This is a genomic window from Pantoea sp. X-Soil-TKNS-1211 (genome assembly GCF_059730495.1).
This window is the reverse complement of record NZ_AP035953.1, coordinates 88,011-105,946: the sequence shown is the minus strand read 5'-3', so window position 1 is coordinate 105,946 and position 17,936 is coordinate 88,011. Positions and strand designations below refer to the sequence as shown.

The following is a 17,936-nucleotide window of genomic DNA, read 5'->3' as shown; positions in this document are numbered from 1 at the left end:
AACGAAGATGGCTTATCAATCGCAAGACATTATCCGCCGCTCCGCCACCAACGGCGTGACGCCACCGCCGCAGGCACGCAACCATCAGCAGGAGGTGGCGAAGCTGATCGACGTTACCACCTGTATCGGCTGCAAAGCCTGTCAGGTCGCCTGTTCGGAGTGGAACGACATCCGCGATGAAGTCGGTCATAACGTCGGGGTGTATGACAACCCGGCGGATTTGACCGCCAAATCCTGGACGGTGATGCGGTTTTCTGAAGTCGAAGAGAACGGCAAGCTGGAGTGGCTGATCCGCAAAGATGGCTGCATGCACTGCGCCGATCCCGGTTGTCTGAAGGCCTGCCCTTCAGAGGGGGCGATCATTCAGTACGCCAACGGCATTGTCGATTTTCAGTCCGAGCAATGCATCGGCTGTGGCTATTGCATCGCCGGTTGCCCATTCGACGTGCCGCGCCTCAATAAAGAGGACAACCGCGTGTATAAATGCACGTTGTGCGTCGATCGTGTCAACGTCGGTCAGGAACCGGCTTGCGTGAAAACCTGTCCGACCGGGGCGATTCATTTTGGCAGCAAAGTGGATATGCAAACCCTGGCCGGGGAACGGGTGGAGGAACTGAAGACACGCGGCTACGCCCATGCTGGTCTGTACGATCCGGCCGGTGTCGGCGGTACGCATGTGATGTATGTGCTGCACCACGCCAACAAGCCGCAGCTGTATCACGGCTTACCGGAAAACCCGAGCATCAGCTCCGCCGTCACCTTCTGGAAAGGTATCTGGAAGCCGCTGGCGGCGGTCGGTTTTGCGGCTACCTTTGCGGCGGCGGTGTTCCACTATGTCGGTGTCGGGCCGAACCGGGTGGATGAGGACGAGGAGGACAAATGATGAAAAAGCGCGATCGCCTGGTACGCTACAGCGCCCCGGAACGCATCAATCACTGGATTGTGGCGTTTTGCTTTGTCTTCGCGGCTCTCAGCGGATTAGGTTTCTTTTTCCCGTCGTTTAACTGGTTGATGCACGTGTTAGGGACGCCGCAACTGGCGCGTATTCTGCATCCTTTTGTCGGCGTGGTGATGTTCGCTGCCTTTTTAATCATGTTCTTACGCTACTGGCGTCAGAATTTGATCAATCGCGACGACATCATGTGGGCGAAAAACATCCATAAAATCGTGCGCAATGAGGAGGTCGGTGATACCGGCAAATATAATTTCGGGCAGAAGTGTGTGTTCTGGGCTGCTATCATCAGCTTAGTCATGCTGCTGGTGAGTGGAATTGTGATTTGGCGGCCGTACTTTGCCGGTGCCTTCTCCATTCCGCTGATTCGCGCCGCGTTGGTGGTGCATTCGGTCTCAGCCGTGGCGCTGATTATCGTGATTATGGTGCATATTTACGCCGCCCTGTGGGTCAAAGGCACCATCACCGCGATGGTTGAAGGTTGGGTCCCAGCCGCGTGGGCGAAGAAACATCACCCACGCTGGTATCGCGAGCAGCGCCAACGCCAAACACAACAGGAAAAACGCCCCTGATGAGTATTCGCATTATCCCGCAGGACCAGCTGGAGAAAAGCGATAAGAAAACGGCGGATAACATTCCGCCGTTACTTTTCCCCCGGCTGAAAAACCTATATAGCCGTCGGGCTGCCCGTTTACGCGAGCTGGCAGCGAAAAATCCGCTGGGTGATTACCTGCGTTTTGCCGCAGTGATTGCCCAGGCACAGGAAATCGTGCTGTATGACCACCCACTCCAGCTCGATTTGCATGCGCGTCTGGCGCAAAGTGCCGAACAGGGCATTCCGCCGCTGGATATTCACACTTACCCGCGCGATGCCCACTGGCAGCGGCTGCTGCATTCGCTGATCGCCGAGCTGAAGCCGGAGATGAGCGGCCAGGCACTGGCGGTGCTGGAGAATCTGGAAAAAGCCTCGGCCACCGAACTGGAAACACTGGCGACTGCGCTGCTCGAAGGCAACTTCGCCCAGGTCAGCAACGATAAGTCGCCGTTTATCTGGGCGGCGTTGTCGATTTACTGGGCGCAGATGGCCGCGCTGATCCCCGGAAAGGCCCGTGCCGAATATGGCGAACATCGCCAGTTCTGCCCGGTTTGCGCCAGCGTTCCAGTCACCAGCGTGGTGCATATGGATGTGGGTCAGCAGGGATTGCGTTATCTGCATTGCAATCTGTGCGAAAGTGAATGGTATGTGGTACGCAGCAAATGTTCTAATTGCGAGCAGACGCGTGATTTGCATTACTGGTCACTGGATAGCGAGATGGCGGCGGTCAAAGCTGAAAGTTGCGGTGATTGCGGCACCTACCTGAAGATGTTGTATCAGGAGAAAGATCCGGCGGTGGAACCCGTGGCAGACGATCTGGCTTCACTGGTACTGGACGCGCGCATGGAGCAGGAAGGGTTTTCCCGCAGCAGCCTGAATCCGTTTTTGTTTCCAGGCGAAGGATGATCGCGCAACACGCATATTTCATGTAACCACGGAGGCGTTCGATGAAACTGATTGGCAGCTACACCAGCCCTTTTGTGCGTAAAATTTCAGTGATCCTGCTGGAAAAGGGCATCGTCTTCGAATTTGTTAACGAATCACCGTGGAACGCGGACAGCCACGTGCCGCACTACAATCCGCTGGGCAAAGTCCCGGCGCTGGTTGATGACAACAAACTCACCTGGTTTGATTCCGCGCTGATTGCCGAAGCCATTGAATTGCGCGGTGAACCCCCGGCGCTGTTACCTGATGACCGCTTGCGCGCATTGCAAATCCGCCAGTTGGAAAAACTGGCCGATGGTATCAGCGATGCGGCCCTGCTGATTGTGCGTGAGCAACTGCGCCCCGGAGACCAGCAATCCGAAGAAGTCTTACTGCGTAATCGGGAAAAAATCCTGCGCGGTCTTGATGCGCTGGAAATCGCCGCGGCGCAGGGCGATCTGCTCAACAGCGACACCCTCAATCTGGCGGATATCGCCACCGGCTGCATGATTGGCTACATTAATTTCCGCCGCGTGGTGCCGAACTGGTGCGTCAACCGCCCGGCACTGATCAAACTGGCGGAGAAGCTGTTTAAGCGGGAGAGTTTTGCCCGCACTGTCCCGGCCTCCAGTTAAACGTTCCGCTTAATGAAAAATCTGTTTAGTCAGTTGCCTGCCATCGATAGCCTGCTGCGCGATCCCGCGTTGCAGTCGTTAATCGATGACGCAGGCACCACTTTTGTCACACGTCAGCTACGCGCGATGCAGCAGGAAGCGCGCGACTCTATCCAGCAGCATCATGAATTTCCCGCCTGGCACGCTAACTGGCCGGATGAAGCGCTGCGCCGTTGTGGGCAACAGCGCCAGAGTGCGTTGCGCCCGGTGTTTAACCTGACCGGCACCGTACTGCACACCAATCTGGGCCGTGCCTGTTTAAGCGATACGGCGATCGCAGCGGTAGTCGCCAGCCTGCGCCAGCCGGTGACGCTGGAATATGCGCTGGATGATGCCGCGCGCGGCCATCGCGATCGTGCTGTTGCCACCCTGCTGTGCGAACTGACTGGCGCGGAAGATGCCTGTATCGTCAATAATAACGCGGCGGCGGTGCTACTGATGCTGGCGGCCCTGGCACCGGGACGTGAAGTGGTGGTCTCGCGCGGTGAGCTGGTGGAGATTGGCGGTGCGTTCCGCATTCCCGACGTCATGCGCCAGGCCGGGTGTCGTCTGGTGGAGGTCGGTACCACCAATCGCACCCATTTAAAGGATTATCGTGCCGCGATGACCGCTGATAGCGGCCTTTTCATGAAAGTTCACACCAGTAACTACCAGATTCAGGGCTTCACCCATGCGGTTTCTGAGGCAGAACTGGTGACGCTGGGAGAAGAACATCAGCTACCGGTGATTACCGATCTTGGCAGCGGCTCGCTGATCGACATGACCGCATACGGCCTGCCCGCTGAACCCATGCCGCAGCAGCTGATTGCGGCAGGTGTCAGCCTGGTGAGTTTTTCCGGTGACAAACTGCTGGGCGGGCCACAGGCCGGGATCATCATCGGCAAAAAAGCGTTGATCGACAGGCTACAACAACATCCACTGAAACGTGCGCTACGCGTCGACAAAATGACGCTGGCGGCGCTGGAAGCGACGCTGCAACTCTATCGTCACCCGGAAGCCCTTCCCGTTGCATTGCCAACGTTACATCTGCTGACGCGCTCCGCAGCGGATATCCAACAACAGGCGGAACGCTTGCTGCCTGCGCTGGAGCATATCTTCAGTGATGATTTTTCGCTGGCGATCGCCCCTTGTTCGTCACAAATCGGTAGCGGATCGCTACCGGTAGAACGGCTCCCCAGTGTTGCCATTACCTTCAGTCCACGTAACGGCCATGGCGGCACGCTAAACGCACTGGCGCAACACTGGCGCGCCCTGTCGCAGCCGGTCATTGGCCGCCTCCAGGACGGCAAATTGTGGCTCGATCTGCGCTGCCTTATTGATGAAGCCGCCTTTCTGCGGAATCTGGCCCCATGATCATTGCCACCGCCGGACATGTCGATCACGGCAAAACCGCGTTATTACAGGCATTGACGGGCATCAATGCCGACCGTCTGCCGGAAGAACAACGGCGAGGCATGACTATCGACCTCGGCTATGCCTATTGGCCGCAACCCGATGGCCGGGTGATCGGTTTTATTGATGTGCCAGGCCATGAGAAATTTCTCGCCAATATGCTGGCGGGCATCGGTGGCATTCATCACGCGTTGCTGGTGGTGGCCTGTGACGATGGCGTGATGCCACAAACCCGCGAACATTTGCAGCTACTGAGTCTCGCCGGACAACCGCCGCTCAGCGTGGCGCTTACCAAAGCCGATCGCGTTGATAGCGCACGCATTGACGAAGTGCAGCAGCAGGTCGCGCAGCTCACGCAACAGCTGGGTTGGCCCAATGTGCCGCAGTTTGTTACCAGCAGCACCACGTTGCTGGGCATTGATGCGCTGCGCCAGCATCTGACCGGGCTGTCGGAACCCATGTTTAATCCACGTCACCGTTTTCGTCTCGCCATCGATCGCGCTTTTACCCTGAAGGGCACTGGATTGGTGGTGACGGGCACAGCACTGGCCGGAGAAGTCAGCATCGGGGATCACCTGTGGCTGACCGGCGTCAACCAGCCGGTGCGCGTACGCGGCCTGCATGCGCAGAATCAGGTCGTCTCCCGCGCGCAAGCCGGACAGCGTATCGCGTTGAATATCGCTGGTGAGGTAGAGAAAGCACAAATCAACCGCGGTGACTGGCTGCTGAGTCAGCAGCAGGAGCAAGGCACCACACGCTTAACAGTGGCGCTTAACCTGCTACAACCACAGAAAAATGCGTCACAGCCGGTACATATCCACCACGCCGCCAGCCATATTACCGGTCGTTTAACCTTGCTCAGCGATGAGCTGGGTGAACTGGTGCTCAGTAGCCCACTGTGGCTGGCAGATAATGACCATCTGATTATTCGTGACAGCAACGCGCAAAACACGCTGGGTGGCGGACGGGTGATTTTGCTGAACAGCAAAAAGCGCGGTAAACGCCATCCCGACTATCTGGCCTGGTTGCAGCAGTTGGCGCTGGCGACGGATGATGAAACCAATCTGCGCGTCCATCTCCAGCATCAACCAGCTGACTACAGTGAATTGGCCTGGGCGCGTCAGCTGACACCCGCAGCGATGGATACCCTGCTCGCCAGTATTGCTCCGGTGCGTCTACATCATGCGCTGCTGGACCCGGCACAGGTCAGCCGCTGGCAGCAGCAACTCCACGACGCACTGGACCATTTTCATCAGCAGCACCCGGAACAGCCGGGCATTGGTCACGATCGTCTGCGCCGTATTGCACTGCCACAGGCTCCGGCGGAGTTAGTGCTGGCGCTGATAGAGCAGATGCTGACGCAAGGGCAACTTCAACAGCGGCACGGCTGGTTGCATCTACCCGACTTCGAACCGCGCTTTAACCCGCAGGAAGAAGCGTTGTGGCAGCTGGCAGGCCCGCTATTTGGTGACCAGCCACTGTGGGTGCGGGACATTGCCAACGCCCTGCAACAGGACGAAAAAACCATTCGTGACCTGCTACAGACGGCCGCACGGCTGGGTCATATCACGGCGATCGTCCGCGATCGCTACTACCGCAGTGACCAGATGCAGATCTTCGCCGATCTCATTCGCCAGCGCGCCACATTGGGTGGCAGCACCACCACCGCTGATTTCCGCAACCAACTCGGCACCGGACGTAAATTGGCGGTGCAGATTCTGGAGTTCTTTGACCGCAGCGGTTTTACCCGTCGTCGTGGCAATGAACACCTGCTGCGCGATGCACGGCTGTTTAACGCCTGTACCTCCGGACACACAATTTCGTAGCGGCGCGATTTATCGCGCGTCTTTGAGCCAGAGCTGCTGCTGCCAAAAACCCCGCGCGATAAATCGCGCCGCTACAGAAAAATAAAAGGGACGATTTCTCGTCCCTTTCAGCTACTGCCTGGTGCGCGTTATTGCAACAGCGAAATATCCGCTACTTGCAGGAACAGCTCGCGCAGTTGGGCCAGCAATGTCAGGCGGTTGATACGTACCGCCTGGTCATCCGCGTTCACCATTACTTTGTCGAAGAAGTTGTCGACGGATTCACGCAGCTGCGCCAGTTCGATCAACGCATCCTGATAGCGGCCTTCCGCGAAGTACGGTTGCAGTTTGCTGCTCAGCGCCGTGACGAAGGTTGCCAGCTGGATCTCTTCGTTCTCTTTCAGCAGTGAAGCCTGCACGCTGTCATTCAGGGTTTCGGTCGCTTTCGCCAGAATGTTGGAGACACGCTTGTTAGCGGCAGCCAGGGTAGTTGCCGCTTCCAACGTACGGAAGTGCGAAACCGCCTTCATACGGGCATCGAAATCTGCCGGACGGGTCGGACGACGCGCCAGCACTGCCTGAATGGTGTCCACGCTGTGGCCTTCTTCCTGATACCAGGTACGGAAACGACCCAGCATAAAGTCGATCACCTCATCCACGACCCTGGCATTGCTCAGCTTGCTGCCGTACAGACGCACCGCTTCCTCGGTGAGGGCTTGCAGGTCAAGTGGCAGGTTTTTCTCAACAATGATGCGCAGCACGCCCAGCGCAGCACGGCGCAGAGCGAACGGGTCTTTATCGCCTTTCGGATGCTGACCAATCCCGAAGATGCCCGCGAGGGTGTCCATCTTGTCGGCAATCGCCACGGCACAGGCCACCGGATTAGACGGCAGTGCATCACCGGCAAAGCGCGGCTGGTACTGTTCGTTTAACGCCACCGCCACATCTTCCGCTTCGCCATCATGACGCGCGTAGTGCATGCCCATCACACCCTGGGTGTCGGTGAACTCGAACACCATATTGGTCATCAGGTCACATTTGGACAGCAGGCCAGCACGGGTAGCGTGATTAACATCGGCTCCGATCTGCGCGGCAATCCAGCCAGCCAGCGCCTGAATACGGTCGGTTTTATCACGCAACGTTCCCAGCTCTTTCTGGAACAGCACGGTTTCCAGACGCGGAAGATGATCTTCCAGACGCTTTTTGCGGTCGGTATTGAAGAAGAATTCGGCATCCGCCAGACGCGGGCGCACCACCTTCTCGTTACCGGAGATGATCTGCTGCGGATCGCGGGATTCGATGTTGGCAACAAAGATGAAGTTCGGCAGCAATTTGCCATCGTCGGCGTAGACCGGGAAGTATTTCTGGTCACCTTTCATGGTGTATACCAGCGCTTCTGCCGGTACGGCCAGGAATTTCTCTTCGAACGTGGCGGTGAGTACTACCGGCCACTCCACCAGCGAGGTGACTTCTTCCAGCAGGCTGTCGCTCAGGTCAGCATTGCCACCCAGCTTCAGCGCCGCTTTTTCTGCATCGGCTTTGATCAGGGCTTTACGCGCGGCGTAATCCGCCACCACCTTGCCACGTTCCAGCAGCAACTGTGGATACTGATCGGCATGCTCGAGGGTGATTTCCGGCTCGCCCATAAAGCGATGGCCACGGATCACACGATCGGACTGAACACCGAGGATGGTGGCCGGAATCAGCTCATCACCCAGCAGCAGCGTAACGGTATGTACCGGACGCACAAACTGCACGTCACTGGCACCCCAGCGCATCAGTTTCGGGATCGGCAACTTAGTCAGCGCGGTGGCGATCATCATCGGCAGCAGGGTCTGGGCGCTTTCGCCTTGCACCTGCGCGCGATACACCAGCCATTCACCTTTATCGGTGCTCAGACGCTCAGCCTGATCAACGGTGATACCGTTACCCCGCGCCCAGCCTTCAGCAGCTTTGGTCGCGTTGCCGTCAGCATCAAACGCAGCGGCGATAGCCGGGCCACGTTTTTCAACTTCACGATCCGGCTGTGCGGCCGCCAGATTTGCCACTTTCAGCGCCAGACGACGCGGAGCAGCAAACCAGCTGACCTCACCATGTGCCAGACCCGCGGTATCCAGTTCAGCGGTGACATGCGCAGCAAAGGCTTCCGCCAGGCTGCGCAGCGCTTTCGGAGGCAACTCTTCGGTGCCAATTTCCACCAGGAAAGTTTTATCGGTCATGGCTGCCTCTTACTTGTTGTTATTGCACATCGGGAAGCCCAGCGCCTCACGGGAGGCGTAGTAGGCTTCAGCCACGGCTTTGGTCAGGGTGCGAATGCGCAGAATGTAGCGCTGACGTTCGGTGACCGAGATTGCCTTACGCGCGTCCAGCAGGTTAAAGCTGTGCGCGGCTTTCAGGATGCGCTCATAGGCCGGCAGCGGCAGCGGTTTTTCCAGCGCCAGCAAGTGCTGCGCTTCTTTCTCGTACTGCTCGAAGCAGGTGAAGAGGAAATCCACATCAGCGTATTCGAAGTTGTAAGTCGACTGCTCCACTTCGTTCTGATGGAACACATCGCCGTAAGTCGTTTTGCCCAGCGGGCCGTCGCTCCAGGTGAGATCGTAAACGCTGTCCACGCTCTGGATATACATCGCCAGACGCTCCAGACCGTAGGTGATCTCGCCGGTCACCGGCTTACACTCCAGGCCGCCCACCTGCTGGAAGTAGGTAAACTGCGTCACTTCCATGCCGTTGAGCCACACTTCCCAGCCGAGACCCCAGGCACCCAGCGTTGGGTTTTCCCAGTTGTCTTCCACGAAACGGATGTCGTGTACCGTCGGATCGATACCCAGCTCTTTCAGCGACCCGAGGTACAGCTCCTGAATGTTGTCCGGTGAAGGTTTGATGATCACCTGGAACTGGTAGTAGTGCTGTAAACGGTTCGGGTTTTCACCGTAGCGTCCATCGGTAGGGCGGCGAGACGGCTGCACATAAGCGGCAGCGATTGGCTCTGGCCCTAATGCACGCAGGCAAGTCATCGGGTGAGAGGTGCCAGCGCCCACTTCCATGTCCAGCGGTTGGACGATGGTGCAGCCCTGACGCGCCCAGTAATCCTGCAAGGTCAGGATCAGGCCCTGAAAGGTCTTGGTATCAAACTTTTGCATGTTGAATTCGCACGCGATACGGGTGGATTAAAAAAGAGTGCGACAGTATACCCTTTGGTCGCGCAATGTGCAGCCGGAAATCCTGACGGCGCGATCACGGGTAAAAAGCAGGTTAAACGCAACAATAAGAAAATCGTATACGATTTCAACCACACCGCCACACCCGCTCAAGAAAAAGAATTTATTAATTTAAAATCATAAAGATAAACAAACTCCCTCTCAATACCACTTCGTGACATACATCACCTTTTTTACCCTATGGTAAAAAATCGCACATTGACACTTGTATAATCGTATACGAAATTGCGGTGAAACAGATTTGACGAGAATTTGACCATGAAAACCGCGATTGCCTATCCCAGCCTGAATGCCAGCGACCGTCCGATGGGGCCGGCACCGCTCTCTGCCGCAGTGTTGCACGAACCGATGCTGTTTATCTCCGGCCAGGTCGCCATTGACCCGTATAGCGGCAAGATTATTGGCAACGATATCGCCAGCCAAACGCGCCAGGTGCTGAAGAATGTCGGTGATTTGTTGAGCGTCGCGCAGATGACGTTCGACAACGTGGTTCGCGTGACCATTTATCTGACCGATCTCAGTACCTTTGCCGCGATGAACGAGGCGTACAGCGAATTTTTCCAGTTCCCGTTCCCGGCACGCGCCACCGTCGGCATTCAGCTCAACCATCCTGACCTGTTGGTCGAGATGGAAGTCACCGCGATGCGTTGAGGAGCGACGATGCATATCCATATTGAAAACGACGCCAGCGGCCCGGACGCACTGCAATTGCCCGCTGAACTGCTGCGCCAGCGGCTGGAGACCCATCCACAGCTGCGCAACCACTTCACGCTGAGCGCAAACAGCGACGCCACGCACAGCGCCACTTTCCTCGCCAACTGCGACATTCTGTGGGCCGGGCGCAAACTGGCACTGGACCAGTTCGCAGCCCCTCACCTGAACTGGGTGCAGGTGATGTCAGCGGGTGTCGAGCAGTGGTTGCCCCATTTACCGCAGGGCGTGACGCTGACCAACGCCTCGGGCGTACATGGCGACAAAGGTGCTGAATTTATTTTGATGGCGGCGCTGATGTTTAACTTCGGCATCCCCGGTTTTCTCCAGGATCAGGCTCAACGCCTGTGGCGACCGAGCTTCGGCGGCTGTGCGCGGGGTAAAACCGTGCTGCTGCTGGGCGTTGGCGGCATCGGTTCGGCAGCGGCCCGGTTGCTGACAGCACAGGGTTATCGCGTGATTGGCGTCACGCGCAGCGGCGAATGTAGCGCCCCGGTAGAACGCTGCATCAGCATCGATGCCATCGATGAAGTGCTGCCGCAGGCGGATGTGCTGGTGTCAACGCTGCCGCTAACGCCACAAACCCAGCGTCTGTTTGATCGTCGCCGCCTTGATCTGCTGCCGAAACGCGCCGGGATTGTGATTGTCGGCCGCGCCGATGTGTTTGATTACGACGCGATGCGCGAAAAGTTGAGCGCGGGCGAACTGGCTGGCGCGGTGCTGGATGTTTATCCGCAGGAGCCGCTGCCGACTGATGATCCGCTGTGGCACACCCCTGGCGTGGTGATGACGCCGCACTGTAGCCTCGACGATCACGCCGCTTACCTTGAGGGTTGCCTTGAGGTGTTTATCGATAACCTGGTGCGCTTCCGCAGTGGTCGGGCGCTGCGTAATCAGGTGGATATCGCACGCGGGTATTAAAGGACGCGTGATAAATCACGCCGCTACAAAACCTGCGGAATTATTCGTAGCAGCGCGATTTATCGCGCGAATTTAAAACAGCACTAAAAAGTTCATAAATCAGAAGGTCATCGCTTAACCATTCACCATGCACCAGGGGAACCTTATTATGAAATTTGCACGCCTCGCTTTGTTGTTATCCGGCATCAGCGGCACCTTGCTGGCTGGCCTGTCCAGCGCCCATGCGGCCACCGATCCGATCAAACCCACCGCCAGCGACTTCGCCGCCATGGCGCAGTGCAAAACGCTGCAAACCAAATATCCGTCGCTGAAAGGCAAAGATCTGGTGGTTGGCCTCGGTGGCTATACCAAAGGGTTTGAAGCGCCATCAGAGAAAGACCCCAGCATTATTGAAGGTCTTGATCCTTCGCTGTTCGAACGTATCAGCAGTTGCCTCGGGGCGAAACACAGTTACCAGAACGGTTCGTTCAACGTGCTACTGACCTCCATCGCCAGTGGCCGTGCCGATATCGGCCCGATGCTGTACGTCACCGATGAACGTCTGAAGCAGATCGCCTTTGTGGCGTCGGTACAGGTGCAGGATGGTTCTGTGGTCGCCAAAGGTAATCCGAAGAAAATCAACAGTGTTGATGATCTGTGTGGCAAAACCGTCGCTGCTGCCGCAGGCACCTATGAAGCCAACAAACTGGTGCCAGAGCAGAGCGCCAAATGCACCGCCGCCGGAAAACCAGAAGTCAGCATGCTGATGGTGCAGAACACCGACAACAGCATCCAGGCTGTGAAAAGCGGTCGTGCCGACGTCTACCTGACCGAAGCCGGTTCAGCCCGCGCGATTGCCAAAGCCGACGGCACGCTGGACAGCGCCTTCACCGTGGATCTGCCGATTATGGTTGGCTTCCCGATTGCCAAAGACAACGCCACGCTGCGCAGCGCGGTGCTGGATGCCATGAAGGTGATTCAGGAAAGCGGTGCACAGAAAAAACTGCTTGATTACTGGGGCCAGGGCGGCAGCGCCGAACGCCCGGTGGTTGCACGCGGTTAATGACGTTTCTGACAGCCTGCCGGAGATAATGTGGTGGATGATTTCTTAAAATATTTAACCCTGCCTTATCTCTGGCAGGGCGCCGTGATCGCAGTTGAACTGCTGGTCGGCGCGTTAGCGGGCGGCATTTTGATTGGTTTTTTTCTGGCGCTGGCCAGCACCTCTAAGTATCTGTTCATTCGCTTACCGGTGAAGATTTATATCTATACCCTGCGCGGCACCCCGGTGCTGCTGCAACTGATTCTGCTGTACAACGTGCTGCCGGAATTTGGCCTGCGCTTCAGCCCGTTCACCAGCGCGCTGCTGGCATTGATGATTAACGAGACCGCCTTCTGCGCCGAAATCATTCGTGGTGGCATCATGGCGACCGATCGCGACCAAAGTATGGCGGCGCAGGCGTTTGGCTACTCGCGCACCAAAGAGATGATCCATGTGGTGATCCCGCAGGCATTACGCGCCATCCTGCCGACTATGGGCAATGAAACCGTTGGCCTGCTGAAATCCACCTCGCTGGCCTCGGTGGTGGGGGTCAATGAACTGACGATGCGCGGCCAGGCGATTGTGTCGCAAAACTTCCTGTTTATCCCGGTGCTGGTGGCCTCCGGCGGCATCTATCTGATCCTCTCCACGCTGCTGGCCGGGGGGCAGTGGTGGATGGAGAAATTCTATAACCTCGACGAACGCGCCCGTCGCGCTCGTGCCCGACTGGCGTCCCTGCCGCAGGAAGCCGACATCACCCCGATGCACCTGCCGAAACGCCGCTGGGACACGCAAACCGCCGCGCCGGTACTGGAAATCGATAACCTGTGCGTCGAATACGCCGATAAAACCGTCCTCAACCACCTGTCGCTTACCGTGCGTCGTGGTGAAGTGGTGGTACTGCTGGGCCGTTCCGGTTCCGGTAAAAGTACCCTGCTGAAATCGATTCTGGCGCTGACGCCACGCCTGAAGGGCACCATTCAGACCGAAGGGCATTTTATGGGCACCGATGCCAACGGTAAGCCGCTGGCGCAACGCCACCTGCCTGTTAACCGCGCTAAATCAGGCATCGGTATCGTGTTTCAGCACTTCGCGTTATTTGATCACCTGACCGCGCTGGAAAACGTGATGAGCATTTTGCTGCGCGTACAGGGCGCGCAACCAGAAGTAGCGCGTGCCAAAGCGATGCGCGCGTTGAAGATGGTCGGCCTTGGTGATTTCGCCGCTTCGCTGCCGCACGAACTCTCGGGTGGGCAAAAGCAGCGTGTCGGCATTGCCCGCGCCCTCGCCGCTGAGCCGCAGATCCTGTTGTTTGATGAACCGACCTCGGCACTCGATCCCGAACTGGTCCGTGAAGTGAACCAGACCATGCGCAGCCTGGCGCAAACCGGTATCACCATGATCATCAGCACCCACGATATCGCTTTTGCCGCTGGCGTCGCTGACCGCGTGGTGTTTCTGCAAAACGGGGCGCTGATTGAAGAAGGACCACCGGCGATCCTGAAAAACCCGACCACGCCAGCTTTTGCCACTTTCCTTGAACACGAAAACGCCACGGAGGCGCAGCATGCGAACGCCTGAGTTACCGTTTGAACTGGCGGCGCGTGAGCGCCTTGGTGAACCGCTGTTCCGTTATATGCAAGGGCTGCCAGCTGATGCCTTTGGCGACGAAAATGATGCCAATCATCTGGCGCTGCGCCGTTATCGCCTGCTGCCACGTGTGTTGCAGGGCAATGAGAGCATCGACACGCACATTACTCTGTTGAATCAGACATGGGCGGCACCCATCGGCGTGGGGGCCTTTGCCGGAGACCGTATTTTCCATGAAGAGGGTTTGCTGCCGATTGCCCGCGCCTGCAAACGCCTGCAACTGCCGCTGGTGATCTCCGAAGAAACGGTGACGCCGCTGGCGCAGATTGGCGCGGAGTATGACCGCTGCTGGCTGCAACTGCGTGCGGCAGGTGAGGTCGCGCGGATTAAAGCATTGATTGATCAGGCGGCAGAAAACCACTTTAAAGCGATCGTGCTGACGGTGCTGGCACCGGTCCATCCGGTCGCCGGTCTGCAACCAGGCGGGTTCTCGGTCGGCGAGGCACTGAAACAGCGCGGCTGGCACACCATCGGCGGTACGCAGCCAGGGGTGGAACCGCTGCCAGCGTTTCCAGTATGGCGTTGGCAGCAGATTGATGAAGTGGCGACGCACTGCGCCGATCGCGGTCTGCCGCTGATGCTGAAAGGCGTGTTGCATCATGATGATGCCGCCCCGGCAGCGGCACACGGCGTGAGCGGCCTGATCGCCTCCAACATCGGCCTGCGCCAGAGCGCGCGCTGGGTAACACCGGTGGACCAATTGCCCGATTTACAGGCCGTGACCCGTCTGCCGCTGCTGCTGGATGGCGGTATTCGTAGCGGCAGCGATGCGGTGGTGGCGCGCTGCCTCGGTGCGGCCTTGTCACTGAGCGTGCGTCCGGTCATCACTGCGCTGGTCACTGGCGGGGAAACAGCGGTGTTTGACCTGCTTTCCGGCTGGGTCAACGCCATCAGCGCCATCAGCCACTGGTGTGGTGTCAGCGAAATGGGTGCGCTCAACGGCAGCTTTGTCACGGAGGCGCACGACTGATGCATCACTTAATTTTCAATCAGGGCGATGCCAGCGAATCACGTATTTATTATTGCGCCCATTATCTGGCGGAGAGTCTGGGTCTGTACGCTGCACAGCGGCTGAAGGTCTCCTTTACTACCAGCAAATCCGGTGGGCACACCATTCAGGGCGGCCAGGTGCCTGCGGTGCTTAACCGCGAGGCCGATCTGACTCTCGGCGGCCCGATGGTGGTGATGAAGCACTATCAGCAGCACGGTGCCGAGTTGCAGTGCTTCTGTGCCTCGGTTGCCGCCAATCCCTGGTTTCTCGCCGCGGCCCAGCCACAGCCTGATTTTCAGTTGAGCGATCTGCGTGGTAAGCGGGTGCTGGATGTGGGTAACGTCGGCACCGCCAGCCTCACCTTTCGTTGGCTGCTGGCGCAGCATGGCTTGTTGGAAGAGGTCAGCCTGCTGCCCGGCAGCGGCAAGACCGAACATGACTTTGCTACGGTGGCAAATGGTGAGGTGGATTACGCGTTGCATGCAATGCATGCGCTGGCTCCGGCCATCAGCGCCGGACAACTGTTCAGCACCACCAGCCTGGCGGGAATGTGTGGCAAGGTGCCGTGGAGCGCCTATATCGCCCGTGCCGATGTGCTGTGCGAGAAAGCGGAAGCCTTTGCTGCCTTTGCCGAGGCAACACAACAGGCACTGGCGTGGATCGCACAGCATGATGCCACTCGCCTCGCTGAACGGGTGAAGCCCTGGTATCCCGATTATCGCTTCGATGCGCTGGTCGCCGGGCTGGCGGCCTATCAGCAGGCGCAGGTGTTTGCGCCAGACAGCCGCATCCCACGCGCCGAATTTGATCACTTCAGCCAACTACTCGGTGCCATCGGCTGGCTCGACCCTTCTCAACCCGTACCTTATGACGCGCTGGTCACCCAGGCGGGAGCAGCATCATGAAACAGTTAATTATCAACGGCCTGGTGGTGACGGAAAGCGGTGCCGCAGCGGCTGACCTGTTAATCGAAGCAGGCAAAATCAGTGGCATTCTGACACCTGGCGCCTGGAGCGGCCCGGTGGATAACGTGATTGATGCCAGCGGCCTGATCGTGCTGCCCGGTGCGATTGATGTGCACACCCATTTCACCGGCTCGCACGATCTCCCAGAGCAGGAGTTACGTGAGGGCACGCGCGGCGCGGCGGCGCATGGCGTCACCACTATCGTCGAAATGCCCCACTCCTTACCGCCAGCTACTTCGCTCGCCAACTTTACCGCCAAACGCCAGTGGCTGGCTGATAACAGCTCGGTGGATTACGCCATGTGGGCCGGGCTGGATGGTCGCAACGTACACGAACTGGCGGCGTTGGATCAGGCCGGTGCGCTGGCATTTAAAGCCTTTCTGTGTAGCGGAGCGCCAAATGGTGAGGCCACTGATGCGAAAGGGTTACCGCGCCTTGACGATGACGGCCTGCTGCGCGCCATGCGCGAACTGGCGACTTTTGACGGTTTGATCGGCATCCATGCCGAGAACCACGACATTCTGATTGGCGCGGGCAGCGAGTTACGCCGCGCCGGGCGTAAAGATATTCGCGCCCATGCGCTGGCCGGGCCAGAAATCGCCGAGATTGAAGCGGTGGGTCGCGTGCTGACGATTGCCGCAGAGACCGGTGCACGTTGCCATATCGTCCATGTCAGCTCGGCACGCGCCGCCGAAACCATCATCGCCGCCAAAGATACCGTGCGCGCCAGCTTCGAAACCTGCCCGCACTACCTGATTCTGGATGAGGAAGATCTGGTGCGCATCGGCCCGAATGCCCGCTGCGGCCCGCCGATCCGCCCACGCCCAGTGGTGGATGCGTTGTGGCAGGTGCTGCTGCGTGGCGATATCGACATGATCGCTTCCGACCATTGCCCCTACACGCCAGAGCAGAAGCTGGCCGGTGAATTCAGCATCTGGGACGCCGGTATGGGCCTGACCGGGGTGGAAACCCTCAGCCCAATGTTCTTCAGCGCAGCGCATATCGACCGTGGCCTGCCGCTGACGGAATTTGCTCGCATGACCGCCAGCGGCCCAGCCAAAGCCTTCCGACTGTGGGGCAAAAAAGGGGCCATCGCGCCGGGCTTTGATGCCGACCTGGTATTTTACGACGCCAGCCAGAGCTGGACGGTAACGGGCGAAAATTTCCAGGGTCTGGGCAAATGGAGCGCATTTGAAGGCATGCGCTGTCAGGGTAAAGTGGTGCGCACGCTGATTCGTGGCGTCACCGTTTACCAGGATTCCCAGATACAGGTTGAACCTGGCTTTGGTCAGTTCGTGACCCGTCAGGCATAAACAGGATGATTACCATGGCAGGAAAGTCGACCCGTAGTAAAAACAGCGCCCCGCTGGCGCTGGAAGAACAGACCGAAAACAGCTGGAACGCGGCGCGACCGCGTACGCTGGTCGATCATGCCGTAGATGCCGTTCTTAGCGCCGCCTCGCGTGGTCTGATTCTGCCCGGCGATCGCATTGCCGAACCGGATTTGGTAGCAAAACTCGGCATGAGCCGCGTACCTATCCGCGAAGCGCTGCGCATTCTCGAAAGTCAGGGCATTGTGACCAGCGAACCCTATAAAGGTATTCGCCTGATGGAGATCTCTCATCAGCGGCTGGAGCAGATCATTGACGTACGCATTCCGCTGGAGACGCTAGCCTGCCGTCGCGCCATTGAAGCCGGACGCAACAGCGCCACGCAACTCACCCAATTGTACCAGGGTGTTGCCGATATGCAGATGATGATGCAACGCGAGGATGTGTATGGATTTGCCTCTGCGGATACCGATTTCCATCGCACGCTATGCAGCTTTGCCCATAACCCGGTGCTAAACAATTTGTGGGAGTCAATTGCACGCCAGCTGACGGTGATTTTCGGCCTTTCGACTATGGGTAAATCGATGAGCGACATCATCGAGGAACATCAGCGGCTGATTAACGTGTTCGCGGAAGGCGACATCGCCAAAATGACTGACGAGATTGAAAACCATATCCGCATCCAGGCTCTGGATGTGGACTACGAAACCATTATTTCGCAGCGCCGACAGCAACGCTCCAGCGCCGGTTGACGCCTTTTTTTTGCTTTTACACCAGGATAACCAC

Annotated in this window: 16 protein-coding genes; 14 read left to right on the top strand and 2 right to left on the bottom strand. The window is 58.1% G+C overall.

From position 1 onward, the window contains the following. The first annotated feature begins 7 nt into the window (after positions 1–7). From fdxH to selB, 6 genes are read left to right on the top strand one after another with little or no spacing between them, the layout of a single operon-like run. The gene (gene fdxH / locus AC6I8W_RS00500) at positions 8–883 is read left to right on the top strand and encodes a formate dehydrogenase subunit beta (RefSeq protein ID WP_497836544.1); all 876 of its coding nucleotides are present in this window, start codon (positions 8–10) and stop codon (positions 881–883) included. Further along, entirely contained in the window at positions 883–1,524 is a 642-nt protein-coding gene (gene fdoI / locus AC6I8W_RS00495) for a formate dehydrogenase cytochrome b556 subunit (protein WP_497838245.1), read from the top strand. Before fdxH ends, fdoI begins: the two co-directional genes overlap by 1 nt. Further along, complete coding sequence (fdhE, locus tag AC6I8W_RS00490) at positions 1,524–2,453, top strand: formate dehydrogenase accessory protein FdhE (RefSeq protein ID WP_480367007.1); 930 nt, start codon at positions 1,524–1,526, stop codon at positions 2,451–2,453. The genes fdoI and fdhE overlap by 1 nt, the downstream gene beginning before the upstream one ends. A 41-nt stretch (positions 2,454–2,494) precedes the next feature. Further along, entirely contained in the window at positions 2,495–3,106 is a 612-nt protein-coding gene (locus AC6I8W_RS00485) for a glutathione S-transferase (RefSeq protein ID WP_497836543.1), read from the top strand. A 12-nt stretch (positions 3,107–3,118) separates the two neighbouring features. Continuing rightward, positions 3,119–4,498 (top strand): L-seryl-tRNA(Sec) selenium transferase, encoded by a 1,380-nt coding sequence (selA, locus tag AC6I8W_RS00480; protein WP_497836542.1) that lies wholly within the window; start codon positions 3,119–3,121, stop codon positions 4,496–4,498. Beyond that, on the top strand, positions 4,495–6,363 hold the full coding sequence (gene selB, locus AC6I8W_RS00475) for a selenocysteine-specific translation elongation factor (RefSeq protein WP_497836541.1): 1,869 nt from the start codon (positions 4,495–4,497) through the stop codon (positions 6,361–6,363). The genes selA and selB overlap by 4 nt, the downstream gene beginning before the upstream one ends. Before the next feature lie 128 nt (positions 6,364–6,491). Here the strand turns inward: selB and glyS are convergent, their stop codons facing one another. Both glyS and glyQ read right to left on the bottom strand, forming a co-directional pair. After that, positions 6,492–8,561 carry a glycine--tRNA ligase subunit beta gene (gene glyS / locus AC6I8W_RS00470; RefSeq protein ID WP_497836540.1) on the bottom strand — a complete coding sequence of 690 codons (2,070 nt, stop codon included), beginning with the start codon at positions 8,559–8,561 and terminating at the stop codon, positions 6,492–6,494. Between the two features lie 9 nt (positions 8,562–8,570). Next, the gene (gene glyQ / locus AC6I8W_RS00465; RefSeq protein WP_013507262.1) at positions 8,571–9,482 is read right to left on the bottom strand and encodes a glycine--tRNA ligase subunit alpha; all 912 of its coding nucleotides are present in this window, start codon (positions 9,480–9,482) and stop codon (positions 8,571–8,573) included. Positions 9,483–9,818: 336 nt separating this feature from the next. Here glyQ and AC6I8W_RS00460 point away from each other — a divergent pair, with 336 nt between their 5' ends. The 8 genes from AC6I8W_RS00460 to AC6I8W_RS00425 all read left to right on the top strand — a co-directional run bounded on the left by AC6I8W_RS00460 (position 9,819) and on the right by AC6I8W_RS00425 (position 17,902). Next, a complete protein-coding gene (locus AC6I8W_RS00460; RefSeq protein WP_497836539.1) occupies positions 9,819–10,211 on the top strand; it encodes a RidA family protein in 393 nt (130 codons plus the stop codon). A gap of 9 nt (positions 10,212–10,220) precedes the next feature. Further along, positions 10,221–11,192: a D-2-hydroxyacid dehydrogenase gene (locus AC6I8W_RS00455; protein WP_497836538.1), complete on the top strand. Its 972-nt coding sequence runs from the start codon at positions 10,221–10,223 to the stop codon at positions 11,190–11,192. Positions 11,193–11,340: 148 nt separating this feature from the next. After that, entirely contained in the window at positions 11,341–12,234 is an 894-nt protein-coding gene (locus AC6I8W_RS00450) for a transporter substrate-binding domain-containing protein (protein ID WP_497836537.1), read from the top strand. Positions 12,235–12,267: 33 nt separating this feature from the next. Beyond that, positions 12,268–13,794 (top strand): amino acid ABC transporter permease/ATP-binding protein, encoded by a 1,527-nt coding sequence (locus AC6I8W_RS00445; RefSeq protein WP_497836536.1) that lies wholly within the window; start codon positions 12,268–12,270, stop codon positions 13,792–13,794. Then, positions 13,781–14,833, top strand: coding sequence for an alpha-hydroxy acid oxidase (locus tag AC6I8W_RS00440; protein ID WP_497836535.1), 1,053 nt, complete (start codon positions 13,781–13,783; stop codon positions 14,831–14,833). Before AC6I8W_RS00445 ends, AC6I8W_RS00440 begins: the two co-directional genes overlap by 14 nt. Beyond that, positions 14,833–15,759: an ABC transporter substrate-binding protein gene (locus AC6I8W_RS00435; RefSeq protein WP_497836534.1), complete on the top strand. Its 927-nt coding sequence runs from the start codon at positions 14,833–14,835 to the stop codon at positions 15,757–15,759. Before AC6I8W_RS00440 ends, AC6I8W_RS00435 begins: the two co-directional genes overlap by 1 nt. Further along, positions 15,756–17,132, top strand: a complete 1,377-nt coding sequence (gene allB, locus AC6I8W_RS00430; RefSeq protein WP_497836533.1) for an allantoinase AllB — start codon at positions 15,756–15,758, stop codon at positions 17,130–17,132. The genes AC6I8W_RS00435 and allB overlap by 4 nt, the downstream gene beginning before the upstream one ends. 14 nt (positions 17,133–17,146) lie before the next feature. Beyond that, positions 17,147–17,902: a GntR family transcriptional regulator gene (locus AC6I8W_RS00425; RefSeq protein WP_497836532.1), complete on the top strand. Its 756-nt coding sequence runs from the start codon at positions 17,147–17,149 to the stop codon at positions 17,900–17,902. Positions 17,903–17,936 lie beyond the last annotated feature (34 nt).

Bases quoted from the DNA above. Each gene is read 5' to 3' on its own strand.
- AC6I8W_RS00425 (WP_497836532.1), top strand. From the start codon at position 17,147: ATGGCAGGAAAGTCGACCCGTAGTAAAAACAGCGCCCCGCTGGCGCTG.
- glyQ (WP_013507262.1), bottom strand. From the start codon at position 9,482: ATGCAAAAGTTTGATACCAAGACCTTTCAGGGCCTGATCCTGACCTTG.
- AC6I8W_RS00455 (WP_497836538.1), top strand. From the start codon at position 10,221: ATGCATATCCATATTGAAAACGACGCCAGCGGCCCGGACGCACTGCAA.
- allB (WP_497836533.1), top strand. From the start codon at position 15,756: ATGAAACAGTTAATTATCAACGGCCTGGTGGTGACGGAAAGCGGTGCC.
- AC6I8W_RS00450 (WP_497836537.1), top strand. From the start codon at position 11,341: ATGAAATTTGCACGCCTCGCTTTGTTGTTATCCGGCATCAGCGGCACC.
- fdoI (WP_497838245.1), top strand. From the start codon at position 883: ATGAAAAAGCGCGATCGCCTGGTACGCTACAGCGCCCCGGAACGCATC.
- glyS (WP_497836540.1), bottom strand. From the start codon at position 8,561: ATGACCGATAAAACTTTCCTGGTGGAAATTGGCACCGAAGAGTTGCCT.
- AC6I8W_RS00460 (WP_497836539.1), top strand. From the start codon at position 9,819: ATGAAAACCGCGATTGCCTATCCCAGCCTGAATGCCAGCGACCGTCCG.
- AC6I8W_RS00435 (WP_497836534.1), top strand. From the start codon at position 14,833: ATGCATCACTTAATTTTCAATCAGGGCGATGCCAGCGAATCACGTATT.
- fdhE (WP_480367007.1), top strand. From the start codon at position 1,524: ATGAGTATTCGCATTATCCCGCAGGACCAGCTGGAGAAAAGCGATAAG.
- selA (WP_497836542.1), top strand. From the start codon at position 3,119: ATGAAAAATCTGTTTAGTCAGTTGCCTGCCATCGATAGCCTGCTGCGC.
- fdxH (WP_497836544.1), top strand. From the start codon at position 8: ATGGCTTATCAATCGCAAGACATTATCCGCCGCTCCGCCACCAACGGC.
- AC6I8W_RS00440 (WP_497836535.1), top strand. From the start codon at position 13,781: ATGCGAACGCCTGAGTTACCGTTTGAACTGGCGGCGCGTGAGCGCCTT.
- AC6I8W_RS00485 (WP_497836543.1), top strand. From the start codon at position 2,495: ATGAAACTGATTGGCAGCTACACCAGCCCTTTTGTGCGTAAAATTTCA.
- selB (WP_497836541.1), top strand. From the start codon at position 4,495: ATGATCATTGCCACCGCCGGACATGTCGATCACGGCAAAACCGCGTTA.